Source organism: Achromobacter xylosoxidans (assembly GCF_002192695.1).
Taxonomy (GTDB): domain Bacteria; phylum Pseudomonadota; class Gammaproteobacteria; order Burkholderiales; family Burkholderiaceae_B; genus Achromobacter; species Achromobacter xylosoxidans_C.
Window position 1 is genome coordinate 124,178 of sequence record NZ_MTLG01000075.1, and the last position, 21,098, is coordinate 145,275.

Here is a 21,098-nt window from a genome sequence, read left to right on the forward strand (position 1 = left end):
TGGCAAGGGCCTGGAGCGGCCCTGACTGTCGCATTGGGCGGCATGACCCTCGATGTCCGGCAGGCAGCTAGAAGACAAATAAACCCGAGGAGGAGTCAATGCGTACGTTCAATCGCAGGGCCGCGGCATTCCTGGCGAGCGGGCTGATTGCAGTGCTGGCAGGCTGCGCGTCGCCCGGTGGCAAGAAAGAAACCGTCGATATGAAGGGGCTGTCCCAGCCCGTGGAGATCGTGCGCGACCGCCACGGGGTGTCCCACATCTACGCGCAGAACCAGGACGACCTGTTCTTCGCCCAAGGCTTCAACGCGGCGCGCGACCGCCTCTGGCAGCTCGACCTCTGGCGCCGCCAGGGCGAGGGCAAGATGGCCGAACAGTTCGGTCCGCGCTTCGTCGAACAGGACCGCGCCGCGCGCCTGTTCCTGTACCGCGGCGATATGCAGGCAGAGTTCGCCAGCTACCATCCGCAGGGCAAGGCGATCCTCACGTCCTTCGCGGCGGGCATCAATGCCTACATCGATTGGGTCAAGGCGAATCCTGAACAGATGCCGCCGGAATTCAAGCTGACCGGCACCGAGCCCGGCTATTGGAGTCCCGAGACCTCGCTCATCCGCATCTACGGCCTGACCCGCAACCTCAGCGAAGAGGTCCGCATGGCGCAACGGGTCGCGGCGCTGGGCCTGAACACCGTGCAAGGACTCAGTACCTTCGAGCCGCCCCTGGCGCTGCAGGTGCCTGCCGGACTGGACGTGCGCGACGTCGACAGCAAGGTCCTGGGCGACTACAACCTGGCGCGCAACGGCCAGAAATTCGTCGCCGCCGACTTCCCGCGTAGTCCGCTCGCGGCCGCCGAGCGCGAAAAACTCGCGCAGGAGTTGTCCGCGAATCTGCTGGCGTCGCTGGATCCGGCGTTCGACCCCATGGCGACCCGCTACGAGAGCAACAACTGGACCATAGCCGGCCAGCACACGGCCAGCGGCAAGCCCATTCTCGCCGGCGATCCGCACCGGTCCATCACCATGCCGTCGCTGCGCTACATGGTGCATCTGAACGCGCCGGGCTGGAACGTGATCGGCGCGGGCGAGCCGGCGCTGCCCGGCGTGTCCATGGGGCACAACGACCGCATCGCCTTCGGGCTGACGATTTTCGCCTTCGGCGACGAGGAAGACCTGTACGTCTACGATACCAACCCGGCCAAGCCCGACGAGTACCGCTACAACGGCCGCTGGGAGAAGATGCGGCAGGTGGATGAATCGATTCCGGTGCGCGGGCAGGCCGCGGCGGTGCGGCAGCTGAAGTTCACCCGGCATGGCCCGGTGATCCACGTGGACCCGGTGAAGCGCAAGGCCTACGCCTTGCGCGCGGCCTACCTGGAATTCCCGGGAACCGCCGCCTATCTGGCCAGCCTGCGGCTGAACCAGGCGCAGGACTGGAACGAGTTCGTCGCCGGCATGGAAAAACACTATACGCCCAGCGAGAACATGGTGTACGCCGACGTGGACGGCAACATCGGCTGGTTCGGCGGCAGCATCGCGCCGATACGTCCGCGCGCCGACTGGTCCGGCATGCTGCCCGTGCCGGGCAATGGCGAGTTCGAATGGCGCGGCGTGCTGCCGGGCAGCGCGCTGCCCCGCGCCTACAACCCGCCCGAAGGTTATTTCGCCACCGCCAACGAGTACAACCTGCCCGCCGACTATCGCTACAAGGACATGTCCGCCCGCACCTGGGCCGAGCCCTATCGCGTGCAGCGCATACGCGAGGTGTTGGCCGACAGCAAAGGCCAGACGGTGCAGAACTCGCAGGCGCTGCAGTACGACAACCTGTCGATTCCGGCGCGCACGCTGGCGGGCTACGCCAAGTCGCTGAACTCGGCCGATCCCGCGACGTCGCAGGCCCTGAGCATGCTCAAGGACTGGGACGCCCGCGTGGAAACGGAGTCGCGCACCGCCACCGTTTACGAGTTCTGGCTGCCCGAGGTGGTCAAGCGCGTGACCGAACTCTATGTCCCGGCCAACGGCCGCGCCGCCTTCGGCAATCTGTCCACGGCGAAGACGCTGGAGAAGCTGGCCTCCCCGGACAGCGCTTTCGGTCCGCAACCGCAGCAGGGCCGCGACGCACTGCTGTTGCAGGCGCTGAACGACGGCTTGCAGAAGCTGCGCGCCAAGCTCGGGCCGGATTCCTCGCAATGGCAGTGGGGCAAGCTGCACCACATCCAGTTCGAGCACAGCCTGGCCGGCCTGTTGCCCGAAGCCACCGCCAATGCTTACGGCACGCCCCGCTATCCGGTCAGCGGCGACAACGACACCGTCCACCGCGCCACCTTCCGCGCCAGCGACTTCCGCCAGACCAGCGGCGCCTCATACCGCCAGGTGATAGACGTGGCCAACTGGGACAACTCGCGCATGCAGAACGTGCCGGGACAGTCCGCCGACCCGCGCAGCCCGTACTACCAGAACCTGCTCAAGGGCTGGGCAACGGGCGAGTACTTCCCCATGGCGTTCAGCCGCGCCAAGGTGGATAGCGAGAAGGCGGGTACCTTGAATCTGCGTCCGGCGCCGCGCTGACGGGGAGAGCAGGGAAGACCACGCCGGCAAGCGCCAGGGATTGGCGTCCGCCGGCGTTTTTCAATGCGCCGCGCTGGCTTCGCCTAGAATTAATTGACACCCAGATAAATACCTCATAAATTAATTGCCTAGGTGTTAATTAATTGGAGAGGCTCGTGGCGGAGAAAGAGATTGCCGCAGTGACGGCAGGCATGCGGGGTGCGTCCTGGGATGCCGAGTTGATGCAACGGCCCTATAAGGTTGTGCCCTACGCCTTGGGCACGGCCGATGGCCAGCGGACCCTGGGCTTCCTGTTCACGGCGACGGGCAAGGAGCGCACGGTCGTATCCCTGATGCATCCGCGCGAGATGTCCGTTACGCACTATATGGTGCCGGCGGTGCTGGATGCGGGCTGCGCCTGCTGGGTGCAGGGGCCGCGCTCGATCGGCAACGACCTCAGGCTGGAGCATGAGATTGCCTTGTTCGATGTGGCGGCGGGCATGCAGCACTTACGGGATCTTGGCTACGAGCGCATCGTCCTTCTGGGCAATTCGGGCGGGGCCGGGCTGTATGCGCTGTACAACCAGCAATCCCTTTTGGCGCCGGATTCCCGTATCGCCAAAACGCCAGCCGGCCGGCCCACCAGGCTGAACGAACTCACCATGCCGGTGGTGGACGGCCTGGTGTTGCTGTCGCCGCATCCGGGGCAAGGCAGGCTGCTCATGTCGGGCCTGGATCCCTCGGTCGTTGACGAAGCCGATCCGATGCGCACCGATCCCGCGCTGGATCCGTTCAGCACCGCGAACGGCTATGACGCGCAGGCAGGGCAGGCGCGGTACGACCCGGCGTTTCTCGATAAGTATCGTGCCGCGCAGGTCGAGCGCGTGCGGCGCATCGACCAGCACGCGCGCGCCTTGCTCGCCGGCAAGCAGGATGCCCGCGCCAAGGTCAAGGCCGGTTCGTGGCAGCCGCTGGACCGCCAGCAGGCGGCATTCGCGCCGATCTTTCACGTCTGGCGCACGGACGCGGACCCCAGGGCTTGGGATATCACGCTGGATCCTTCGGACCGCAAGACCGGCTCGCTTTGGGGCAAGGATCCCTTCGTGTCCAACTGGGGCAGCGTGGGCTTTGCCCGGATCGTTACGCCGGAGTCCTGGCTGTCGACCTGGTCGGGGCTCTCGTCCAACGCCGCGCTTGAGCAGACCCTGCCGGCCGTGCGCCAGCCGACGCTGTTGATCGAGTACACCGGAGACCAATGCACGTTCCCGGCCGACATCGCTGCCATCCACGGCCAGATCGGCACGCAGGCCAAGACCCATGTGCGGGTGCGCGGCAACCACCATGGCATGGCGCTGGCCAAGGACGAGCCCGCGGGCAGGACGGTAGCGGCCCAGCACCTGGAAGCGTGGCTGCGCGCGCATTTCTGAGCGGGCAAGCAGGAGACTCGCCCATTAGGGGCGCAAGAGGAAAGTTCAATGACGAGTTTGGAAAGCATCTTGCCGGCCGAGCGCCTGCAAGGCGTGCGCTACCCGGATGAAGCGCGGCTGCGCGCGTATGTGCGCCAGGGCGTGCTCGGCCGGGAAACGCTGGCGGGCGGCCTGCGCGACGCCTTTGCCGCCCATGCCGACAGGCTGGCGCTGGTGGGGCCGGACGGCCACTACACCTATCGTGAACTGGACCAGCGCAGCGACCGGCTGGGCGCCGCGCTGCTGGAACTGGGCCTGCGGCCGCTGGACCGCGCAATCTTCCAGTGCGGCAACAGCCATGAACTGCTGGTGGCGTTCTGCGCCTGCCTGAAGGCGGGGATCATCCCCATCTGCTCCTTGCAGGCCTTCCGCAAGCTGGAGATCGAATATCTGGGAAACCTGGCGCAAGCGCGGCTGCACCTGGTCCAGGGCGACGATCCGAAGTTCGACGACGTGGCTTTCGCAGAAGAGATGCAGCAGCATGTGCCGACGTTGACGCATGTCGTACAGGCGCGCGGGTCCGCCCGAGGATGTGCCGTCACGATAGCCGGCCTGATCGCGGCCACGCCGCTGGCAGCCGCCCGCGCGCGCCTGGCGCAAGTGCGGACGCATCCGTTCCAGGTGGCGGTATTCCAACTGTCGGGCGGTACCACGGGGGTGCCCAAGATCATCCCGCGCTTTCATTCCGAGTACCTCTACAACATGCGGGCGGTGGCGGCCTGGAACCGCTACGCCAGCGATGACGTGCTGTTCTTTCCCACGCCCTACATGCACAACCTGAATATGGGCTGCTTCTTCGGTCCATTCCTGTTGAGCGGCGCTCAGATCACCGTGTGCCGCAGCCTGGACGAAGCCACCTTGCAGGGCTTGGTGCGGACGTACCGCCCCACCTGGTTCGGCGTGGCGGGCCCGATCCTGACCCGCATCCTGCCCGAGCTGGACCGCGCCGCCGCCAGCGAAAAGGCGCGCCGCCGCTTCGTCACGCCGCGCAACGCCGCGGGCCTGGCCAGAACCACCGGATCTCCCGCTTTCCATATCTTCGGCATGACCGAGGGCGTCATCATGTTCGCCAAGGAGGGCGACAGCGCGGACGTGCTCGAGAGTTCCGTCGGCCGGCCGGTTTCGGACCACGACGAGGTCCGGATCGTGACGCCCGGCACCGACGCCGAGGTGCCTGCAGGAGAAACCGGCGAAGCGCTCTTCAGGGGGCCCTACACCATACGCGGGTACTACAAGTCGGAGGCGGAGGACGTCGGCCGTTTCACGGCCGACGGCTTCTACCGCTCGGGCGACCTGATGCGCTGCGAGGTGCACGACGGCCGGCGCTATTACTACTTCTGCGGGCGGATCAAGGACGTGGTGGACCGCGGGGGCGAGAAGATCAACGCCGAGGAAGTCGAGAACGTGCTCAACGCGCATCCGGCCATCCTGACCTCGGCCGTGGTGGCCATGCCGGATCCGGTCTACGGCGAGCGCGTCTGTGCCTTCGTGATAGCCCGCCACCCTGGCGCGGCGCTCACGCTGCCCATGGTCTGCGGTTATCTGCAAGAGATCGGGCTGGCCAAGTTCAAGTGGCCCGAACGCCTGGAAGTCGTGGACGAATTTCCCCTTTCCGCATCCGGAAAATTGAGCAAAAAGGCGTTGCGCGGCCAGATCGCCGCCACGCTCGAGGCCGAACGCGGCCAGCAAACGAATGGAGAACACGCCAAATGAGCCCGTCCTTGCTTGAACTTTCTTCCATCCCTGCGGTGCGGCTGCACGGCGTGCACCACACGGCCAGGCCGACCTGGAAGCTGGCGCAAACCGTGCGCTTCTATCGCGACTTGCTGGGCTTGCCGCTGGTGCATGCCATTTCCGCCAAGGGATGGGGCCCGCAGAACCATCCGGATTTCCTGCACTTCTTCTTCGACAGCGGCAACGGCAGCACGATCGCCTTCTTCTACTACATCGGCACGCAGCGTCCCGAGCGCCTGGCGCCCACGGATCACTACCAGGACCGAGCCACCCACACCGCCTGGCGGGTCGAAAGCGAGGCCGAGCTGCTGCAATGGCGCGCCCGCGTGGAGGCGGTCGGGATTCCCTTGCGCTACCAGATCCGCCACGAGGTGATCGAATCCATCTACTTCAACGATCCCAACGGCTATCCCATAGAAATCACCTGGCAGGTGCGGCCCTTCAGCGCGGAAGACGCGCAGGACGCCCAGAACACGCTCGAAGCCGCGATGGCGCTGGAGGAGGGCGGCTTCGACTCCATCGAGCCGGTATGGCAGGCCAAGGGCGCCGCGCTGGGCGGGTACGCGCAGGACAAGGCGGCCATCTACGTCCTGGATGTGCCCGAATTCAAGGCCTTGCTGGACGCCGCCCGCGACAGCGCGGGCTACGCCACGCAGCCCGCTGGCAACGGCTATGTACGCATCTCGGGCAATCCAGGACTGCGGTTCGAGCGCAAGGAACTGGGCTTCAAGCCGGCCGTCTGGTATGGCGCCCTGACCGGCGGGTTGAGCGGCCGGATCGAGCAGTTCGACATGGACGTCCTGTCCATTGCACCTCTGGAGCTTGCATGAAAGCCGCCATCATCGGGGGCGGGCCCGCGGGCCTGTTTCTCGCCATCCTGTTGAAACAGCGACAGCCGGCCGCGGCCGTCACCGTGTATGAACAGAACCCGGCCGATGCCACCTTCGGCTTCGGCGTCGTCATGGCCGACAAGGGGCTGGACCGATTGCGGGACGCTTCCCCCGGGGTATTCGACGCGCTCGCCGGCGCCATGCGCTTCAGTGACCGGCAGGTCATCGTGTCGAACGAGACGCCGATCACGGTGCAGCGTCCCGGCAGCGGCGGCGCCATTGCGCGCATCGAACTGCTGCGCATCCTGGGTGTACACGCCAGGCGGTTGGGAGTGGATGTGCGCTACCAGGACAGGATCGAGGACTTCCAGGCGCTGGATGCCGATGTGGTGGTCGGCGCCGACGGCATCAACTCGCGGGTGCGTGACAGCGACGAACGGGGGTTCGACGTGCACCGCTACGGCCTCACAAACCATTTTGCCTGGTACGGCGTCGCAAAGGCCTTCCCATCTCCAAGCCTGGTGTTCCGCAAGCACGGCGCGGGCTACTTCGTGGCGCACTACTACCCCTATTCGGCATCCATGAGTACCTTCGTCGCGGAATGCGATCACCGCACTTGGCAGGAACTGGGCATGGAGGCGATGAGCGCCGAGGCGCGGCAGGACCTGTTCGAACAGGTGTTCGCGCCTGAACTGGACGGGCACGCATTGGTCTCGAACCATTCCAGCTGGCGCCAGTTCCCAGTCATACGCGCGCGCAATTGGTGCGTGGGCAACCGGGTGCTGATAGGTGATGCGCTCAGCAGCGCACATTTCTCGATCGGGTCGGGCACGCGTATCGCCATGGAGGACGCCATTGCGCTGGCCGATGCCTTGAACGGGTCGCCCGGCGATATTCCTCGTGCGCTGGCCTCCTATTGCGAGACGCGCCAGCCGCAGAAGCAGAAGCTGATAGGCGCGTCGGAAGCCTCCTTCAACTGGTACGAGCGCATGCGGGACTGGATGGACCAGTATGGACCGCAGGAGTTCGTATTGCGTTTCATGACGCGCACCGGGCGCGTCGATGTGGGCCGGCTGCGCGAGCAATATCCGGCCCTGGTGCGGGAATTCGAAGCCGCCGGACTGATTCCTGCCGAATTCGAGGGACATCCATGAAAGCCACCGAGATGGTCCTGAGCCTTGACCCCTTTGTGGTTCGGCGCGAGGTGCGATGGGGGGATTGCGATCCGGCGGGCGTGGTCTATACGGGTCGCTTCACCGATTACCTGCTGGGCGCGGTCGCGCTCTATACAGAGCACCTGGGGGAAGGGCGGCGCTTGGGCGAGGCGCATGAGGTCGGTACGCCGTGCCGGGGCATGTCCTTCGACTTTACCGGCACGCTCTGGCCGGGCGACGTAGTCCATATCGCATGCAGCCTGGGAGCGTTGCGCACACGCTCATTCGATATCCAGGCGCGGGCCGCCCGGCCCGACGGCAGCCCGGTGTTTTCGGCGGTGTTTTCGCCCATCTGCGTGCGGCAGGATGCGCGGGTCGGCACGCCGATTCCCGCCTCCTTGCGCGTGGTGCTGTTGCGGCACGGCGCCAAGGCGCATCAAGGCTGAAGCGGCTACGAGTGGGGTATTTGCCAGGGGGGCAATAAAACCTTAGGATGCCCCGGTCATCCGGATTTTCCAGAGTGTGCCGATATGCCCGCCACAAAAAAGCCCGCCAGCGATGCCGCACCGCGCAAGCGGGGCCGTCCGCCCCGGGTCGAATCGCCGATCAATGGCGAAGCCACGCTCAGCCGGGCGACCATCATCGAGCGCGCGATCGCGCTGGCGCGCGAAACCTCGCTGGAGCAGATATCCATGGTGCAGCTGGCGCGCGACTTCGGCGTCGCGCCCGGCCTGATCCATTACTACCTGGGCGGGCGCGACAAATTGATATCGGGCGTGCTCAACAACTACTACCGGGAGCGGTTGGCGCGGATGCCGGCGCTGACCGGCGATTGGCGCGCCGACATCGAAACCATCGCGCGGCTCAGCCTGGCCTTTGCGGTGGAGAATCCCGGCGTCAGCACCTATGTCGCGTCCCACAACCGCTTCCGCCTGTTCCAGGACGTGGATTCAGGCGAAACCGATTTTGGCGCGGTGTTCTTCAACCACGTGACCACGGCCTTCATGCAGGGCGGCTTTTCGGCTGAGCAGGTGGCCCTGGCCTACCACCTGCTGGCGCAATTCCTGGTCGCAAGCAGCCGCGCCGAAGCCTCCAAGCAGTTGCCTGTCTACCATCGCGATTTCATCCGCGGACGGCTGGATGCCATGCCGGCGGACCGCTACCCCGGAGCCCGCTACGTCGCAGAGGCGTTCTCGGGGCTGAATACCGAATTGGCATTTGAAGCCGGCCTGCGGATCCTGCTTGACGGCATCGCGCAATGGGCCCGGGAGCCTGGCGCGCCAGCCAAGCCCAAGCGCAAGACGACCATCCGATAGTCCTCCCATAGCCTGGCGTACAAGTGCTTGAACGCGTGGTGTAAACCCTTATTTAACACTATATCAATTAAATCTATATTTAATTGATATAGTGGCAATTAATAAGCGGCCGCGTCCCTTTCTCCGGCGCGCGCCCATAAGGAGACATCATGAAGGCACCACGCTGGCTGACGGGATTGGCCATGGTTCTGGGTTGCGCGGCTTACGGCGCCGCAGGCGCGCAGCAGTACCCCGACAAGCCAGTGAGGATCATCGCGCCTACGGCCGCCGGCAGCGCGCCGGACATCATCACGCGGCTGGTCGCCGACAGGCTGGGCCGCCAATGGGGACATCAGGTCATCGTCGAAAACCGCCCTGGGGGCAACGGCATCATCGGCATGAACGCGCTGACCCGCGCCGATCCGGACGGCTACACGCTGGCCATGTTCCACGCAGCCGCGGCCGTCACCACGCCGTTCCTGTACCAGGCCGCCAAGTTCGACATCGAACGCGATACCGAAGTCGTGGCGACGCTGGCCTATACGCCGATGATGCTGGTTACGACTCCTGGCACGCCTTACCGTTCGGTTGCCGATCTGATCGCCGCCGCCACAGGGGGAGAGGCTTCGGACTTGGTGATAGGCAGTCCGACCCGCGGTTCGATACCCAACCTGTCGGTCTATCTGATCGGCCAACTGGGCGGCCGCGAATTCCGGCAGGTCAGCTTCAGCGGCACCTCGCAAGCCCTGCAAGCCCTGATCAAGGGCGACATACCCGTCTACATAGACGGCGTCGCGCCGCTTGTGCCCCTGGTGCGCGCGGGCAAGCTGGTGCCGGTTGCGATGAGCGCGGATCGGACGTTGCCGGGCTTCGAAGGCATTCCCTTGGTCAAGGACACCTTGCCCGGCATGGTGACCTTGGGCTGGTTCGCGGTCTTCGCGCCGAAGGGGACGCCGGCGCCGGTTCTGGACACCCTGAACGCGGCCATCAACAAGGCCCTGCAGGAACCGGAGGTGCAGAGCCGTCTGGCGGACCTGGGAACCTTCGTCATGCCACAAGGCCGAACCCAGGCCAGCGCGTTCGTGCATGACGAAAAGGCGAAATGGGGCGGCGTCATCGCCACCGCGCAGGTCAAGGCGGAGTAGGGGGAAGCCGGCGGGAGACGCAAGGGCGGGGAGCGTTATGCAACTTAAGCTGTCGGCAGCACGCAGGGGATGTGTGGCCTTGCATAGCCGAATTGACAAGGGTGCTTACCGACAGTTGCGAGCGCGAACGGCCAGGCGCAGTTAAGGTTTCGGAGTCGCACGGAATTTCCGATCAGGAGACTGAAGCCCCATGCATTCCACGCAACCCTACAAGACCGCCATTCCACGCCATCCCGCGAACCGCTCGCCCATGGGCTGGCTGCAGGAGCGCGCGCAGTTCGTCCGGGCGCTGCTGTCCAACCCCACGGCCATAGGCGCGGTGGCGCCGTCCGGCGCGGCGTTGGCGGCGGCCATTACCGCCAGCATTCCGCCCGGCGCGGGAAAAGTCCTGGAGCTGGGCTGCGGCACGGGTGTTTTTACCCGCGAAATGCTGCGCCGGGGCGTGGATCCGGCCGGCTTGGTGCTGGTCGAACAGGATTCGGCCATGAGTTCCAGCCTGCGCACGCAGTTTCCCGAAGCCACAGTGTTGCAGGTGCCGGCGCAGGAACTTTGCCGCAAGCGCCATCCGGAAATGAATGGGATAGGCGCCGCCATTTGCGGCTTGCCGCTGCGCAACATGAGCCCGGCGCATCATCAGCAGCTGCTGGCCGCCGTGTTCGACGCGCTGCCCGCGGAGGGATCGATGGCGCTTTTCACCTATGGGGTGCGGTGCCCCATCTCCACAAGCGTGCTCGAGGCCTGCGGCCTGCGGGCGCGCAAGGTCGGGTTCGTGCCGCTGAACCTGCCACCGGCCTCGGTGTACAGCCTGGTCCGGCAGGCCTAGGCCGATCCGGCGGGCATGGACAGACTCGGCATATCCAAATGGGCTAGGGCAGGGTATTGCAAATAACTAATTGACACCAAAAGATCGCTCAACCAACATCGCAGTCATAACTATTGGCGGCCTGGGACGCGTGCGTGCGGGGTAGACAGCCACGTCGTAGCAGGCCGGCAGGGTTCAGGAACACCCACGATTCCGGACCCCAACGAGGAGACTGCAATGCGTTCATCCCTGATCGAGAGCGCGGCGCGACGGCGCCTGTTGGCTGGCGGCGCCAGCGCCTTGGCCGCAGCCGGCCTGGGACGCGCGGCCTTGGCCGCGGAGCAGAAAGCGGCGCCAGCCGCGGCTGCGCCAGCGGCCCCAGCCTCCGCCGCCAAGCCGCTGCCGGCCTATGCGGCCTGGAAGCAGCCCGACGCGATGATCGTGCACAGCGCCAACACCATAGAAACGCGGCGCGAGGCATTCGGCAGCGGGGTGGTCACGCCGCTGCGCCAACTCTATGTGCGCAACAACCTGCCGCCGCCCGACGAGTCCATCGTGGCCGACCGGGACGCGTGGGTCATCGAAATCGGCGGGGTGGCCAAGCCCATGACGCTGAGCGTGGGGCAGCTCAAGAGCATGGGCCTGCAGACGCTGGCGATGGTGTTGCAGTGCTCGGGCAACGGCCGCGGTTACTTCCCGAACAAGCCCAGCGGCACGCCCTGGCAGGTCGGCGCGGCTGGCTGCGTGATCTGGAGCGGCTTGCCGGTCAGCGTCCTGGTCGAACACTGCGGCGGATTGAGCGCCGGCGCCGTCTACATGACCGGCACCGGCGGCGAGAAGCTGCCCGACGGCCTGGATCCCAACATGGTCATGGTCGAGCGCTCGGTGCCCAAGGAAGCGTTGCGGGATGCGCTTTTGGCGTGGGAGCTGAACGGCGAGCCGATCCCGCTGGCCCATGGCGGTCCCTTGCGCCTGATCGTGCCGGGCTACACGGGCGTGAACAGCGTCAAGTACGTCAAGCGGCTGGCGTTCACCGAAAAGGAAAGCCCGGCCGCGATCCAGCAGACCGGCTACCGCCTGGCGCCGCCAGGGCAGAAGGGCGATCCGACCCAGCCCTCGGTGTGGGCCATGGGCGTGAAGTCGTGGATCAATACGCCCAATCCGGCCGCGTCCACCTTTAAGGCGGGGCGCGTGGTGGTGCAGGGGGTGGCGTTTGGCGGCACCAACGGCATCAAGCAGGTCGAGGTTTCGACCGACGGCGGCAAGAACTGGCGGAAAGCGGAACTGGTCGGCCCGGACCTCGGGCGCTATGCTTGGCGCCAGTTCGCCTTGCCGGTGGAGCTGGCAGCGGGCGAACACGTGCTGGTCAGCCGGGCCACGGATACCGAGGGCCGGGTGCAGGACGAAGAGCGGCCGCAGAATTCCGGCGGCTACATCAACAGCAGTTGGCGTGACCATGCCGTGGCGGTGGTGGTCCAGGCATGAGGGAAGCCGCGTCGGCATTGCCTAGGAAGCGCGCCATTTTTGCCGGATTGCTGGTAGCCGGCCTGCACGCCGGCGCGCTGGCGGCTGAACCCGACATGGAGGCGGGCCGCGCCTTGTTCGTCGGCGCGACGCCAGCCTGCGCGCTTTGCCACACCCTGAACGACGCGCAGTCCAGCGGCGCCATCGGCCCCAAGCTCGATGAAATCAAGCCCGATGCGGCGCGCGTGGAGACGGCCATCCGCAATGGCATTGGCCAGATGCCGGCCTACACGACGTTGTCGGACAAGGAAATCGAGACGCTGGCGGCCTATGTGGCCAAGGCCACCGGGGCGCAGCCTTGAGCGGACGCCGGTGCCGCGCGCCAAACCCTAAGCGCGGCGGCGAGCGTCAAGCGCGCGTCTGGCGCGGGCCAGGGTAGCCGCCGGCAATTCGCCGAACGCGGCCTTGTACTGCGCACTGAAGCGCCCCAGGTGCAAGAATCCAAATTGAAGCGCGACATCGGTGACGGTGCCGCCCGTGCGCAGCCGCTGGTCCCGCGCCTGTTCCAGCCGGATCTGACGCAGCCGCTTCATCGGCGATTCGGCCCCAGCCTCGCGAAAGCCGGCTTGGAGGCTTCGAATGCTGATGTCGATTGCCGAGGCAATGTCGGCGACTGACATCGTGTTTCCAGACATAGACGATATCGACGCGGTCGTGGACAACGCGCTGTTTGCCGCGCTTTATTGCAACGGGCAGTCATGCCTGGCCGGGACACGCTTGTTCCTGCACGCCGATATCTACGGCGCATTCATGGAAAAACTGGTGCAGGCAGCCCAGCGCCTGCGTATCGGCGACCCTCTGGACGAAAACGTGCATTTGAGTTGTCTGATCAACAAGCAGCAGGGCGAGAGGGTGCTTGATTACATACGGATCGGCAAAGACGAGGGCTCCAAGCTGCTGGCTGGCGGGTCGCGGATCAAGGTCGGCGGGCATGAGCACGGCTACTTCATTGAACCCACCATCCTGGAAGCGCGCAATGCAATGCGGGTCGCGCAGGAAGAGATTTTCGGGCCAGTGCTTTCCGTGATCCGCTGGAGCGACGTCGATACGATGATCGCCGAAGCCAACGATGTCCCGTACGGCCTGGCTTCAGGCATCTGCACGTCGAATCTCAAGCATGCGCTGGAAACGGCGGACCGGCTGCAAGCCGGGAACGTTTGGATCAACCGGTACTTCAACCTCAGCAGCGGTTCGCCGTTCGGAGGCATGAAGGAAAGCGGGATAGGTCGCGAGCACTGCCGCGAAACGCTGCATATGTACTCGCAGCTGAAGGCGATCACGCTGCAGAACGCGGTGCCGGCGGCGTGGTTCGCGAGGTAATTTTGGAATATGCCGGGATCATCGTTTACCTGCTCCATGGATGAGCCCCGGCATCACGGGCTGGGTCAGCTCGGCGGCGGCCGCAGGGGAATCCTTGGCCCGATAAGCCACCGCTGCCGACAAGGCCTCGATCAGGCCCAGCGCGGCGGTTTCGGAACTGGGGATCAACTGGCGCGTGGATACCGCGTACAGCACTACCGACGCCGTCGGCGCAAGCGGCGAGGTGGGTTTGTCGGTCAGCGCCAGCACAGGCACGCCGGCTCGCTGGGCGGAGCTCGCCAGGGTCACGGTGTCGGCCAGGTACCGTGGAAAGCCGATGGCGATCACTAAGTCCGTGCTGGTCATGCGCGACAACTGGCGGGCGGCGTGCGACACGCCGCCGGGGCCGGCCAGCGACTCGACCGAATGCAGGTGCATGCACAGGCAGCGCTGCAGCATGCCCGCCAGGAAACCGCTGGCGCCGAAACCAATGATGAAGACACGGTCGGCGGCCAGGATAGCCTCGACCGCCCGCTCGCAGGCGGCGGCATCCAGGCTTTGCTGGTTGCGCTGGGCGTTGCGGATGTCTTCGTCGAGCGTGGCGGCAAAGATCTGCACGGCGCTGGCCGAGTGCGCCAGCTCGGTGCGTAGCTTTTCGACCGGCTCCAGCGCGGCTTCGAAGCCGCGCGCCAGTTCGGCTCGGAACTGTGGATAGCCCGGCAGGTCCAGGGCTCGCGCAAAGCGGTTGGCGGTTGCCACCGACACATTCACCGCCGCCGCGAATTCATCGATGGTCATGGTGGCGACGCGGAACTGGTGCGCCAGGACGTACTCGGCCATCTTGTGCTGCTTGGGGCTCAGCGCGGGTTGGATCCGGGCGATCCGATCAGCGATCGTGAATACGGCCTTTGTCATCGAATTCGTCGATTTTCTTGGTTCAAGAGGGTAGGCGGACCAGGGCACCTGTGAACCGCATCTGCCCGTGACCGCGAAATTTACGGGAGTACGGAGGAGGCGACAATTCGCGTTGTTGTTCGCGTTTGCCCGAAGCGAGGCCTATCGAACAGATGCATGCGTATGGGAGCTTTCAGCACATTTTCACGTGCATGTAATTTTCCCAAGGCTCCGAACTATTCATGTTTAGCGTCAAGAGCGGCAGTAGTGTAGCCATGAGAGTCTGGCTCGGAAACTATCGAAAATGCTGCTGCCACGTGCTAAGGTGTCTCTTCTCGCGCGGGCGTTCAGCCCTACGCGCCGTAAGCGTTCACGTCATCCAACGCGCCTAGAACCGCCTTCGTTGCGGTCAGGCGTGGCTGCGTGTACGCATGGGCCAAGTCGGATCGTGGCGTAGGCGTTTCCCATCGGAACCGCTATTCATGGCTCAAGATTCCACTCAAACCATTCCTGTGCCCGCGCCTGTGGCCAGCTATGCAGGCAGACGCCGCAATACGCTTACCGCCTTGCTGGTGGCCACAGCGTTCTTCATGGAGAACCTGGACGGCACAGTGATAACGACGGCCATGCCTGCAATGGCCAGGGACTTTGGTGTCATCCCCACCGACCTTGGCCTCGGAATAAGCGCCTACCTTTTGACCCTGGCTGTGTTCATTCCCATCAGCGGATGGATGGGCGAGCGCTTTGGTAGCCGTAGGGTGTTTTGCTCTGCGCTGATTCTCTTTACCTTGGCGTCCCTGGCCTGCGGTCTGGTGAACAACCTATGGGCGTTCCTCGCTTTGCGCGTGGTGCAAGGCATCGGCGGCGCCATGATGGTACCCGTTGGGCGACTGGTCCTGCTGCGCAGCACACCCAAGCACGATCTGATGCGAGTCATGTCCATCCTGATCTGGCCGGGGCTGTTCGCGCCGGTTCTGGGGCCTGCGTTGGGAGGATTCATTACCGAGTACACATCTTGGCGATGGATCTTCTATCTCAATATTCCAGTCGGTGTTATTGCGCTGGTCGCGGCTTGGCTGTTGATCCCTACCGAACTCGGCGACACCAAGCGTCCTTTCGATTGGAAGGGTTTCTTCTGGATCGGCATTGGACTGGCCAGTGTGTTGTGGGCAGTGGAACTGTGCGGACGCACGGTGCCGCCATGGGAAGAGATGATGTTTTGCCTGGGCGTGGGTACTGCACTTCTCTACACTGGGATTAGGCATTTGAACCGTCATCCTCATCCCATGCTATCGCTTGCACCGATCAAGCGACATAGCTATGCGGTAAACATCCGGGGTGGTTCGCTGTTCCGCATGTCGGTGGGCGCCGTGCCATTCCTGCTGCCGCTGATGTTCCAAGTTGGTTACGGCATGGACGCTTTTCATGCCGGCCAGCTGGTGCTGGCCGTATTCGCGGGCAATCTTGCGATGAAGATGTTCACGACGCCCGTGATGAAGCGATTCGGCTTTCGGCGGATTTTGTTGTGCAATGGGGTGTTCAACACGCTGGCCCTGGCGGCTTGCGCTCTGATCGGACCGGAGATGAGCTTCCTGACGACCGCCGTGATTTTGTTCATTGGCGGGTTGTCGCGTTCCATGCAGTTCACCGCGCTGAACACCTTGGCATTTGCGGAAATGCCGCAGGAGGACCTTGGCGCGGCCAGTTCGCTTTTTTCCACGATGTCGCAGTTGGCCTTGGGGATGGGCATTGCGCTCGGTGCGATCGCCATTCGGATTGGCGAGTGGGCGGCGCCCGTGGTGGGGTTGGACCACGCGCCGGGCGCCGCGTACCGTCTGGCATTCCTGGTGGTTGCCGCGGTCTCCTTCGCTGGCATGTTGGATCTGCTCGGTTTGAAGCGTGAGGCCGGCAGCGCCGTCACCGGCGTACACGCCGAGGGAAAGGCGAAGTGACCATGGCAAGCCGACGAGCACCCCAGCTAACCAGTCGCAGGCAGCCGCAACAGGTCCGATCCGCGGATTTGGTGGCCGCAATCCTGCAAGCCGCGAGCCAGGTGCTGGCCAGTGCCGATGCGCCACGATTCACCACGGCCCGCGTTGCCGAGCGGGCGGGAGTCAGCGTCGGCTCCGTCTACCAGTACTTTCCGAACAAGGCCGCAATTCTCTTTCGGCTGCAAAGCGATGAGTGGGCGCGGACGGCCGAAACGCTGAGCGCCATCCTCACCGATTCAGCGCAATCGTCCGACGCGCGCCTGCAGGCTTGGGTGCATGCCTTCATTGCTTCGGAGTGCGACGAAGCGGCGGTTCGGGCAGCGCTGAGCGCTGCGGCGCCCCGTTATCGCGAGACACCGGGGTCCGGGCAGTCGCGGGAATCCATAGGTCACGCCCTGGAAACGTTCATGGCCGACGTTCTGCCGCAGGCCGCCGCCGATACGCGTACTCGTACCGGCGAGCTGTTACGGTCAACCCTCAATGCTGCCGGCAAGCAGTTTTCGATGACCCCGCGCACACCCGCCCAGATTCGCGACTATGCCGACTCCCTGTCCGAGATGTTCTGCGCCTATCTGCACGCCATGAGGGCGCGGGACGCCGGGGCGCGGATGCAAGGGACGCTTGGCTGGGCGGCGCGGTAGGACGGAACGGCGAGGGCGTCTAGCCCTTCCTCGTGCTTCAATCGGCTCGACATCGGTGGCCTGCTGCCGCGCCAACATCAGGATTTGCCGTGGCGGAACGCCCTTTGCAGCCGGTTGGCAGACGGTGATGACCTTCGACACGGAAGACGAGGCGGTGCGGATCGCCAGCGATTCGCCGTTTGGGCTGGCCGCCGCCGTCTTCACGCGCGACGCGGCCCGTTCATGGCCTAGAAATCGATGGATGCCGACAGCAGCACCGACCTGGGCGAACCCAGGCGCAGATAGCCTTCGGAAGCCGATGACCAGTAATCCTTGCCGAACACGTTGTTGACCGTTGCGCGCAGCGTGACGGGGTGGTCGAAGGCGCGGGTGGCGTAGCGCATGCCCAGGTCCCAGCGCGTCCAGCCCGGGATGCGGCGGCTGTTTTCCAGGTTCTGGTACTGCCAACTGGTCGACAGGGCGCGTGCGCTCAAGGTGAGCCCGGGCGCAAACGACGGATCCCACTCCATGCCGATGTTGGCCATCCAGCGCGGCACGCCCACGGCGCTGTTGCCATCGGTTTCGGGCTTGGTGGTGCGGATCATCGTCGGCTGGATGTAGGTGACGCCGCCCAACAGGCGCACGCCGCGCGCCAGTTCGCCATAGGCGTTGAATTCCACGCCGCGGTTGCGCTGTTCGCCGCTCATGTCGTAGCGGGTGACGCCGTTATCGACAGTCGTCAGGCCGGAAGGTTGCTTGATCTGAAACAGGCCGAGGGTGGTCGTAACCGAGCCGAAATCGACCTTGACTCCAGCCTCTATCTGCTTGGTCTTGATGGGCGCGAAGATCTCGCCGGCGTTTGAGGTGCCCGCCGGCGCAATGGGGCCCGCGGTCAAGCCTTCTATGTAGTTGGCGTACAGCGAGACATCGGTCCATGGCTTGACCACCAGGCCGAAGGCCGGCGTGAGAGCCGATTTGTCGTAGCTGGACGTCTCCCGGCCGGTGGTGTAGCTGTAGTTGGTCGCCTTCACCGTCTGGTAGCGCACGCCAGCCGTGAACTGGATGCGGTCGTCGGCGAAGGAAAGCGTGTCCGCCAACGCGATGGTCGGCAGTTTCAGGAGCGAAGTGCGCGGCGGCGAGCTGGACAGTCCATCGATCGAGGGTTCGGGGATCTGCGCGGGATCGTAGAGGTTGGACGGCGACATGCCGAAGATGTAGTAGTCGTAATAGCCGGCGCGCTGCTCGAAGGTGGAATAGCTCAGGCTGACTTTGTGCCTGACGGAACCCGTGTTGAAGTCGCCGCGCGCGCCCCATGCCGTGGAAACGTTCTGTTCATAGCTGGGCCAGTAGTACGGGCGCATCAGCAGTTCGCCGTTCTGGCCGACCACGATGGGGTCTGCGTACAGGTAGCGGTTGTTGCTGCGGCGATAGCCCACGCCGCCGAACACGGTCAGGTGCGGGGTGATATCGTATTCGGCGCGCAGCACGCCGTAGTTGTCGCGCGACTTGGCATAGCCCCAGTCCGGGGAATAACCCTGGGACGCATCCGGCGCGCGCGGCACGGGCAGGCTGTCGCCGAAGATCAGCACGCCGGAATCGCCTGGCGCATCGATGTTATTGGTCTGGTGGCCGGCGTCCAGTGAAACCCGCAGCCGTTCGCCGCGGTAATCCAGCCCGACCACCGCCACACCCAGCTGGTTCGACTGATTCTGGACCGCGGTATCGCCGTCCCGGTACGAACCATTGAAGCGGACGCCGAATTCCTTGTTGTCGCCAAAACGCCGTCCGATGTCCACCATGCCGCCAAAACGGGAGTCGGATTGGTAGGTCGCGGTCAGGCGCGTGAGCGGATCGTCGCCCGCGCGCTTGGCGACGACATTGATGCCGCCGCCCACGCTGCCCCGCGGGCTCATGCCGTTGAGGAGCGCGGTCGGACCCTTGAGCACTTCCACGCGCTCGACGCCATCCAGCGCGATGGTGCGCAGCGGCAGCATGCCGTACAAGCCGTTGAAGGACACGTCCTGGTTGCGCACCGGGAAGCCGCGGATCTGGAATTCGTCGCCGGTGCCGGCGACCGAACCCTGGCCGTCGTTGACCGTGCGCACCGACGCGTCGTTCGCCAGTACATCGGCGATGGAGATGGCCTGTTGATTCTGGATCAGTTCAGAGGTGTAGCTGGCGATATTGAACGGCGTGTCCATCACATCGCGTTCGCCCAGCAGGCCGACACGGCCGCCGCGGGCGACTTGGCCGCCGGCGTAGGGTTCGGGCAGCTGCGCACTTCCCATCACCTGCACCGGCGCCAATGTGGTCACCGCCGGAGTTTGCGCGGCGCCGGTCACCGCGTACCCGCCGCCGGGCGTGGACGCGGCGGACAAGCCGGATCCCAGCAACAGCCGGGACAACGCTTCCCGGACCGTCATGCGGCCAGATACTGCCGGCGCCTGGTGCGCGGCAATCCGTGCGCCACCGGCCATGATGGGCGTGCCGGTCTGGCGAGACAGCATGGTGAGCGCCGTGTTCAGCGGCTGCGCAGGCAGGTCGATGGCATGGACCTGGTCGGACGGCGCCTGGGCCTGGGCCAAGGCGGGTATGGCAGCCAGCGGCAGACCCATGACGCCCGACAGCGCCAGGCCCAGCGCCCAACGGCCCAGGAATGGCCGGCAAATTCCGGATTGGTGCATTTCAACTCCGTCTATCGAGAAACTCGCCGCCCGGTGGCGGCCCTATCGATACAGAAGACGGATGAGGCGCGAAAACGGAGACACCCCGCCGCAAAAAATCAGCGCAACCGCAATACGACATCGCCGTCCGAGTGCGATTCGGCGCGCACCGGCAGTATCGCTTCAAGCAGACTCGCCGCATTGTCGGCGTCGGCGCTGCGAAAGCGCCCAGTCAGGCGCAGCGCGTTGACCTTCGGATCGGAAGTCTTGAGCGGGCGCTGGCGGAAGGCGTTAATGGCAGGCAGGGCCTCGTCCAGGCGTTGGTTATCGAACCATAGCCAGCCATTGCGCCAGGCGGCGATGCTGTCAGGATCGATGCGTCGGACCGCATCCACTTCGCCATTGCGCCAACTGACGGCGGTGTCGGCGTGCAGATCCAGGGGAGGGCCGCTGCGCGCCAGGCTGTACCACCGGACATCGGGCACAGCAGGGCGGAAGCGCACATGGCCTTCTTCCACGGCCACGGAGACGGCGCCGCCGCGGTCGCTGACGCTGAACACCGTGCCGACGACCTCTACCTCGCCGCCGCGGGTGCGGACGCGGAACGGGCGGCTGGCGTCGGCGGCGACCGTGAAGAGCGCCTCGCCCTGGGTCAGTTCCACCAGGCGTTCGTGCCGGTAGAGACTGACCGCCAGACGCGTGCCCGGACTCAGGTCGATGCGGGTGGCCGGACCGACATCATCGCGTTGATCGGGCACCTGCGCCTGCGATAGTTGGCGGGATCCTGTTTCGTGGGATGCCTGGTACAGCGGCTGCCGCCAGTACCAGCCCGCGCCGAACAAGGCGGTACAGGCGCCTGCGGCGGTCCAGCCCAGCAGCGCACGGCGAGACAACCGGCGATTCGAGGCGACGATGAGGTCTTCCTGGTCGAACTGCGTGCGCATTTCCGGCGCCATGGCGGCAAGCAATTGCCAGCGCCGGAAGGCTTCGAGGTACGCGGCTTCGTGCTGCGGTGTACGTGCGCGCCAAGTGGTCAGCCGGGAAGCTGCCTGGCGCGCGGCGCGCTCGGTTGCGACTTCCGCAGTGGCGATCAGGCTCAGGGCCTGGTCGATGAGCGCCTCGTCGAGGATCTGCGGCATGA

General features: G+C 65.2%; 18 protein-coding genes and 1 pseudogene. 15 read left to right on the forward strand and 4 right to left on the reverse strand.

The features are described from left to right. Positions 1-98 precede the first annotated feature (98 nt). From BRO63_RS14870 to sorU, 11 genes are all read left to right on the forward strand, one after another. Positions 99-2,561, forward strand: coding sequence for a penicillin acylase family protein (locus tag BRO63_RS14870; protein WP_088140505.1), 2,463 nt, complete (start codon positions 99-101; stop codon positions 2,559-2,561). Positions 2,562-2,782: 221 nt separating this feature from the next. Further along, positions 2,783-3,967, forward strand: a complete 1,185-nt coding sequence (locus BRO63_RS14875) for an alpha/beta hydrolase (protein ID WP_088140759.1) — start codon at positions 2,783-2,785, stop codon at positions 3,965-3,967. Positions 3,968-4,015: 48 nt separating this feature from the next. After that, complete coding sequence (locus BRO63_RS14880; protein ID WP_088140506.1) at positions 4,016-5,719, forward strand: AMP-binding protein; 1,704 nt, start codon at positions 4,016-4,018, stop codon at positions 5,717-5,719. Then, positions 5,716-6,570, forward strand: a complete 855-nt coding sequence (locus tag BRO63_RS14885) for a VOC family protein (RefSeq protein ID WP_088140507.1) — start codon at positions 5,716-5,718, stop codon at positions 6,568-6,570. The genes BRO63_RS14880 and BRO63_RS14885 overlap by 4 nt, the downstream gene beginning before the upstream one ends. Next, entirely contained in the window at positions 6,567-7,724 is a 1,158-nt protein-coding gene (locus BRO63_RS14890; protein ID WP_088140508.1) for an FAD-dependent monooxygenase, read from the forward strand. Before BRO63_RS14885 ends, BRO63_RS14890 begins: the two co-directional genes overlap by 4 nt. Next, positions 7,721-8,170: a thioesterase family protein gene (locus BRO63_RS14895; RefSeq protein ID WP_088140509.1), complete on the forward strand. Its 450-nt coding sequence runs from the start codon at positions 7,721-7,723 to the stop codon at positions 8,168-8,170. The genes BRO63_RS14890 and BRO63_RS14895 overlap by 4 nt, the downstream gene beginning before the upstream one ends. A gap of 84 nt (positions 8,171-8,254) precedes the next feature. Next, positions 8,255-9,040 (forward strand): TetR/AcrR family transcriptional regulator, encoded by a 786-nt coding sequence (locus tag BRO63_RS14900; RefSeq protein WP_088140510.1) that lies wholly within the window; start codon positions 8,255-8,257, stop codon positions 9,038-9,040. Positions 9,041-9,189: 149 nt separating this feature from the next. After that, positions 9,190-10,164, forward strand: coding sequence for a Bug family tripartite tricarboxylate transporter substrate binding protein (locus tag BRO63_RS14905; RefSeq protein WP_088140511.1), 975 nt, complete (start codon positions 9,190-9,192; stop codon positions 10,162-10,164). 190 nt (positions 10,165-10,354) lie between these two features. Continuing rightward, positions 10,355-10,987 carry a class I SAM-dependent methyltransferase gene (locus tag BRO63_RS14910; protein WP_088140512.1) on the forward strand — a complete coding sequence of 211 codons (633 nt, stop codon included), beginning with the start codon at positions 10,355-10,357 and terminating at the stop codon, positions 10,985-10,987. 216 nt (positions 10,988-11,203) lie between these two features. Next, positions 11,204-12,451, forward strand: coding sequence for a SorT family sulfite dehydrogenase catalytic subunit (gene sorT / locus BRO63_RS14915; RefSeq protein ID WP_088140513.1), 1,248 nt, complete (start codon positions 11,204-11,206; stop codon positions 12,449-12,451). Further along, a complete protein-coding gene (gene sorU, locus BRO63_RS14920; protein ID WP_088140514.1) occupies positions 12,448-12,792 on the forward strand; it encodes a SorU family sulfite dehydrogenase c-type cytochrome subunit in 345 nt (114 codons plus the stop codon). The genes sorT and sorU overlap by 4 nt, the downstream gene beginning before the upstream one ends. Positions 12,793-12,819: 27 nt before the next feature. Here sorU and BRO63_RS14925 read toward each other — a convergent pair whose 3' ends face one another. After that, complete coding sequence (locus BRO63_RS14925; RefSeq protein WP_179215101.1) at positions 12,820-13,110, reverse strand: helix-turn-helix transcriptional regulator; 291 nt, start codon at positions 13,108-13,110, stop codon at positions 12,820-12,822. Here BRO63_RS14925 and BRO63_RS14930 point away from each other — a divergent pair. Next, positions 13,070-13,810 carry an aldehyde dehydrogenase family protein gene (locus BRO63_RS14930; protein WP_088140515.1) on the forward strand — a complete coding sequence of 247 codons (741 nt, stop codon included), beginning with the start codon at positions 13,070-13,072 and terminating at the stop codon, positions 13,808-13,810. The genes BRO63_RS14925 and BRO63_RS14930 overlap by 41 nt on opposite strands. An 18-nt stretch (positions 13,811-13,828) precedes the next feature. On the opposite strand, the gene BRO63_RS14935 is transcribed toward BRO63_RS14930, so the two are convergent. After that, positions 13,829-14,704 (reverse strand): MurR/RpiR family transcriptional regulator, encoded by an 876-nt coding sequence (locus tag BRO63_RS14935; RefSeq protein WP_088140516.1) that lies wholly within the window; start codon positions 14,702-14,704, stop codon positions 13,829-13,831. A gap of 461 nt (positions 14,705-15,165) precedes the next feature. On the opposite strand from BRO63_RS14935, the gene BRO63_RS14940 reads away from it, so the two are divergent. From BRO63_RS14940 to BRO63_RS34660, 3 genes and pseudogenes are all read left to right on the forward strand, one after another. Further along, the gene (locus BRO63_RS14940; RefSeq protein ID WP_179215102.1) at positions 15,166-16,635 is read left to right on the forward strand and encodes an MFS transporter; all 1,470 of its coding nucleotides are present in this window, start codon (positions 15,166-15,168) and stop codon (positions 16,633-16,635) included. Positions 16,636-16,706: 71 nt separating this feature from the next. Then, a complete protein-coding gene (locus BRO63_RS14945) occupies positions 16,707-17,315 on the forward strand; it encodes a TetR family transcriptional regulator (protein ID WP_256943313.1) in 609 nt (202 codons plus the stop codon). A gap of 127 nt (positions 17,316-17,442) precedes the next feature. After that, positions 17,443-17,490 (forward strand): annotated as a pseudogene (locus BRO63_RS34660) (hypothetical protein); the annotation flags it as partial. Between the two features lie 52 nt (positions 17,491-17,542). Here BRO63_RS34660 and BRO63_RS34490 read toward each other — a convergent pair. After that, positions 17,543-19,978, reverse strand: coding sequence for a TonB-dependent receptor (locus tag BRO63_RS34490; RefSeq protein ID WP_088140518.1), 2,436 nt, complete (start codon positions 19,976-19,978; stop codon positions 17,543-17,545). Positions 19,979-20,076: 98 nt separating this feature from the next. Continuing rightward, complete coding sequence (locus BRO63_RS14955; protein ID WP_088140519.1) at positions 20,077-21,096, reverse strand: FecR family protein; 1,020 nt, start codon at positions 21,094-21,096, stop codon at positions 20,077-20,079. Positions 21,097-21,098: the final 2 nt, after the last annotated feature.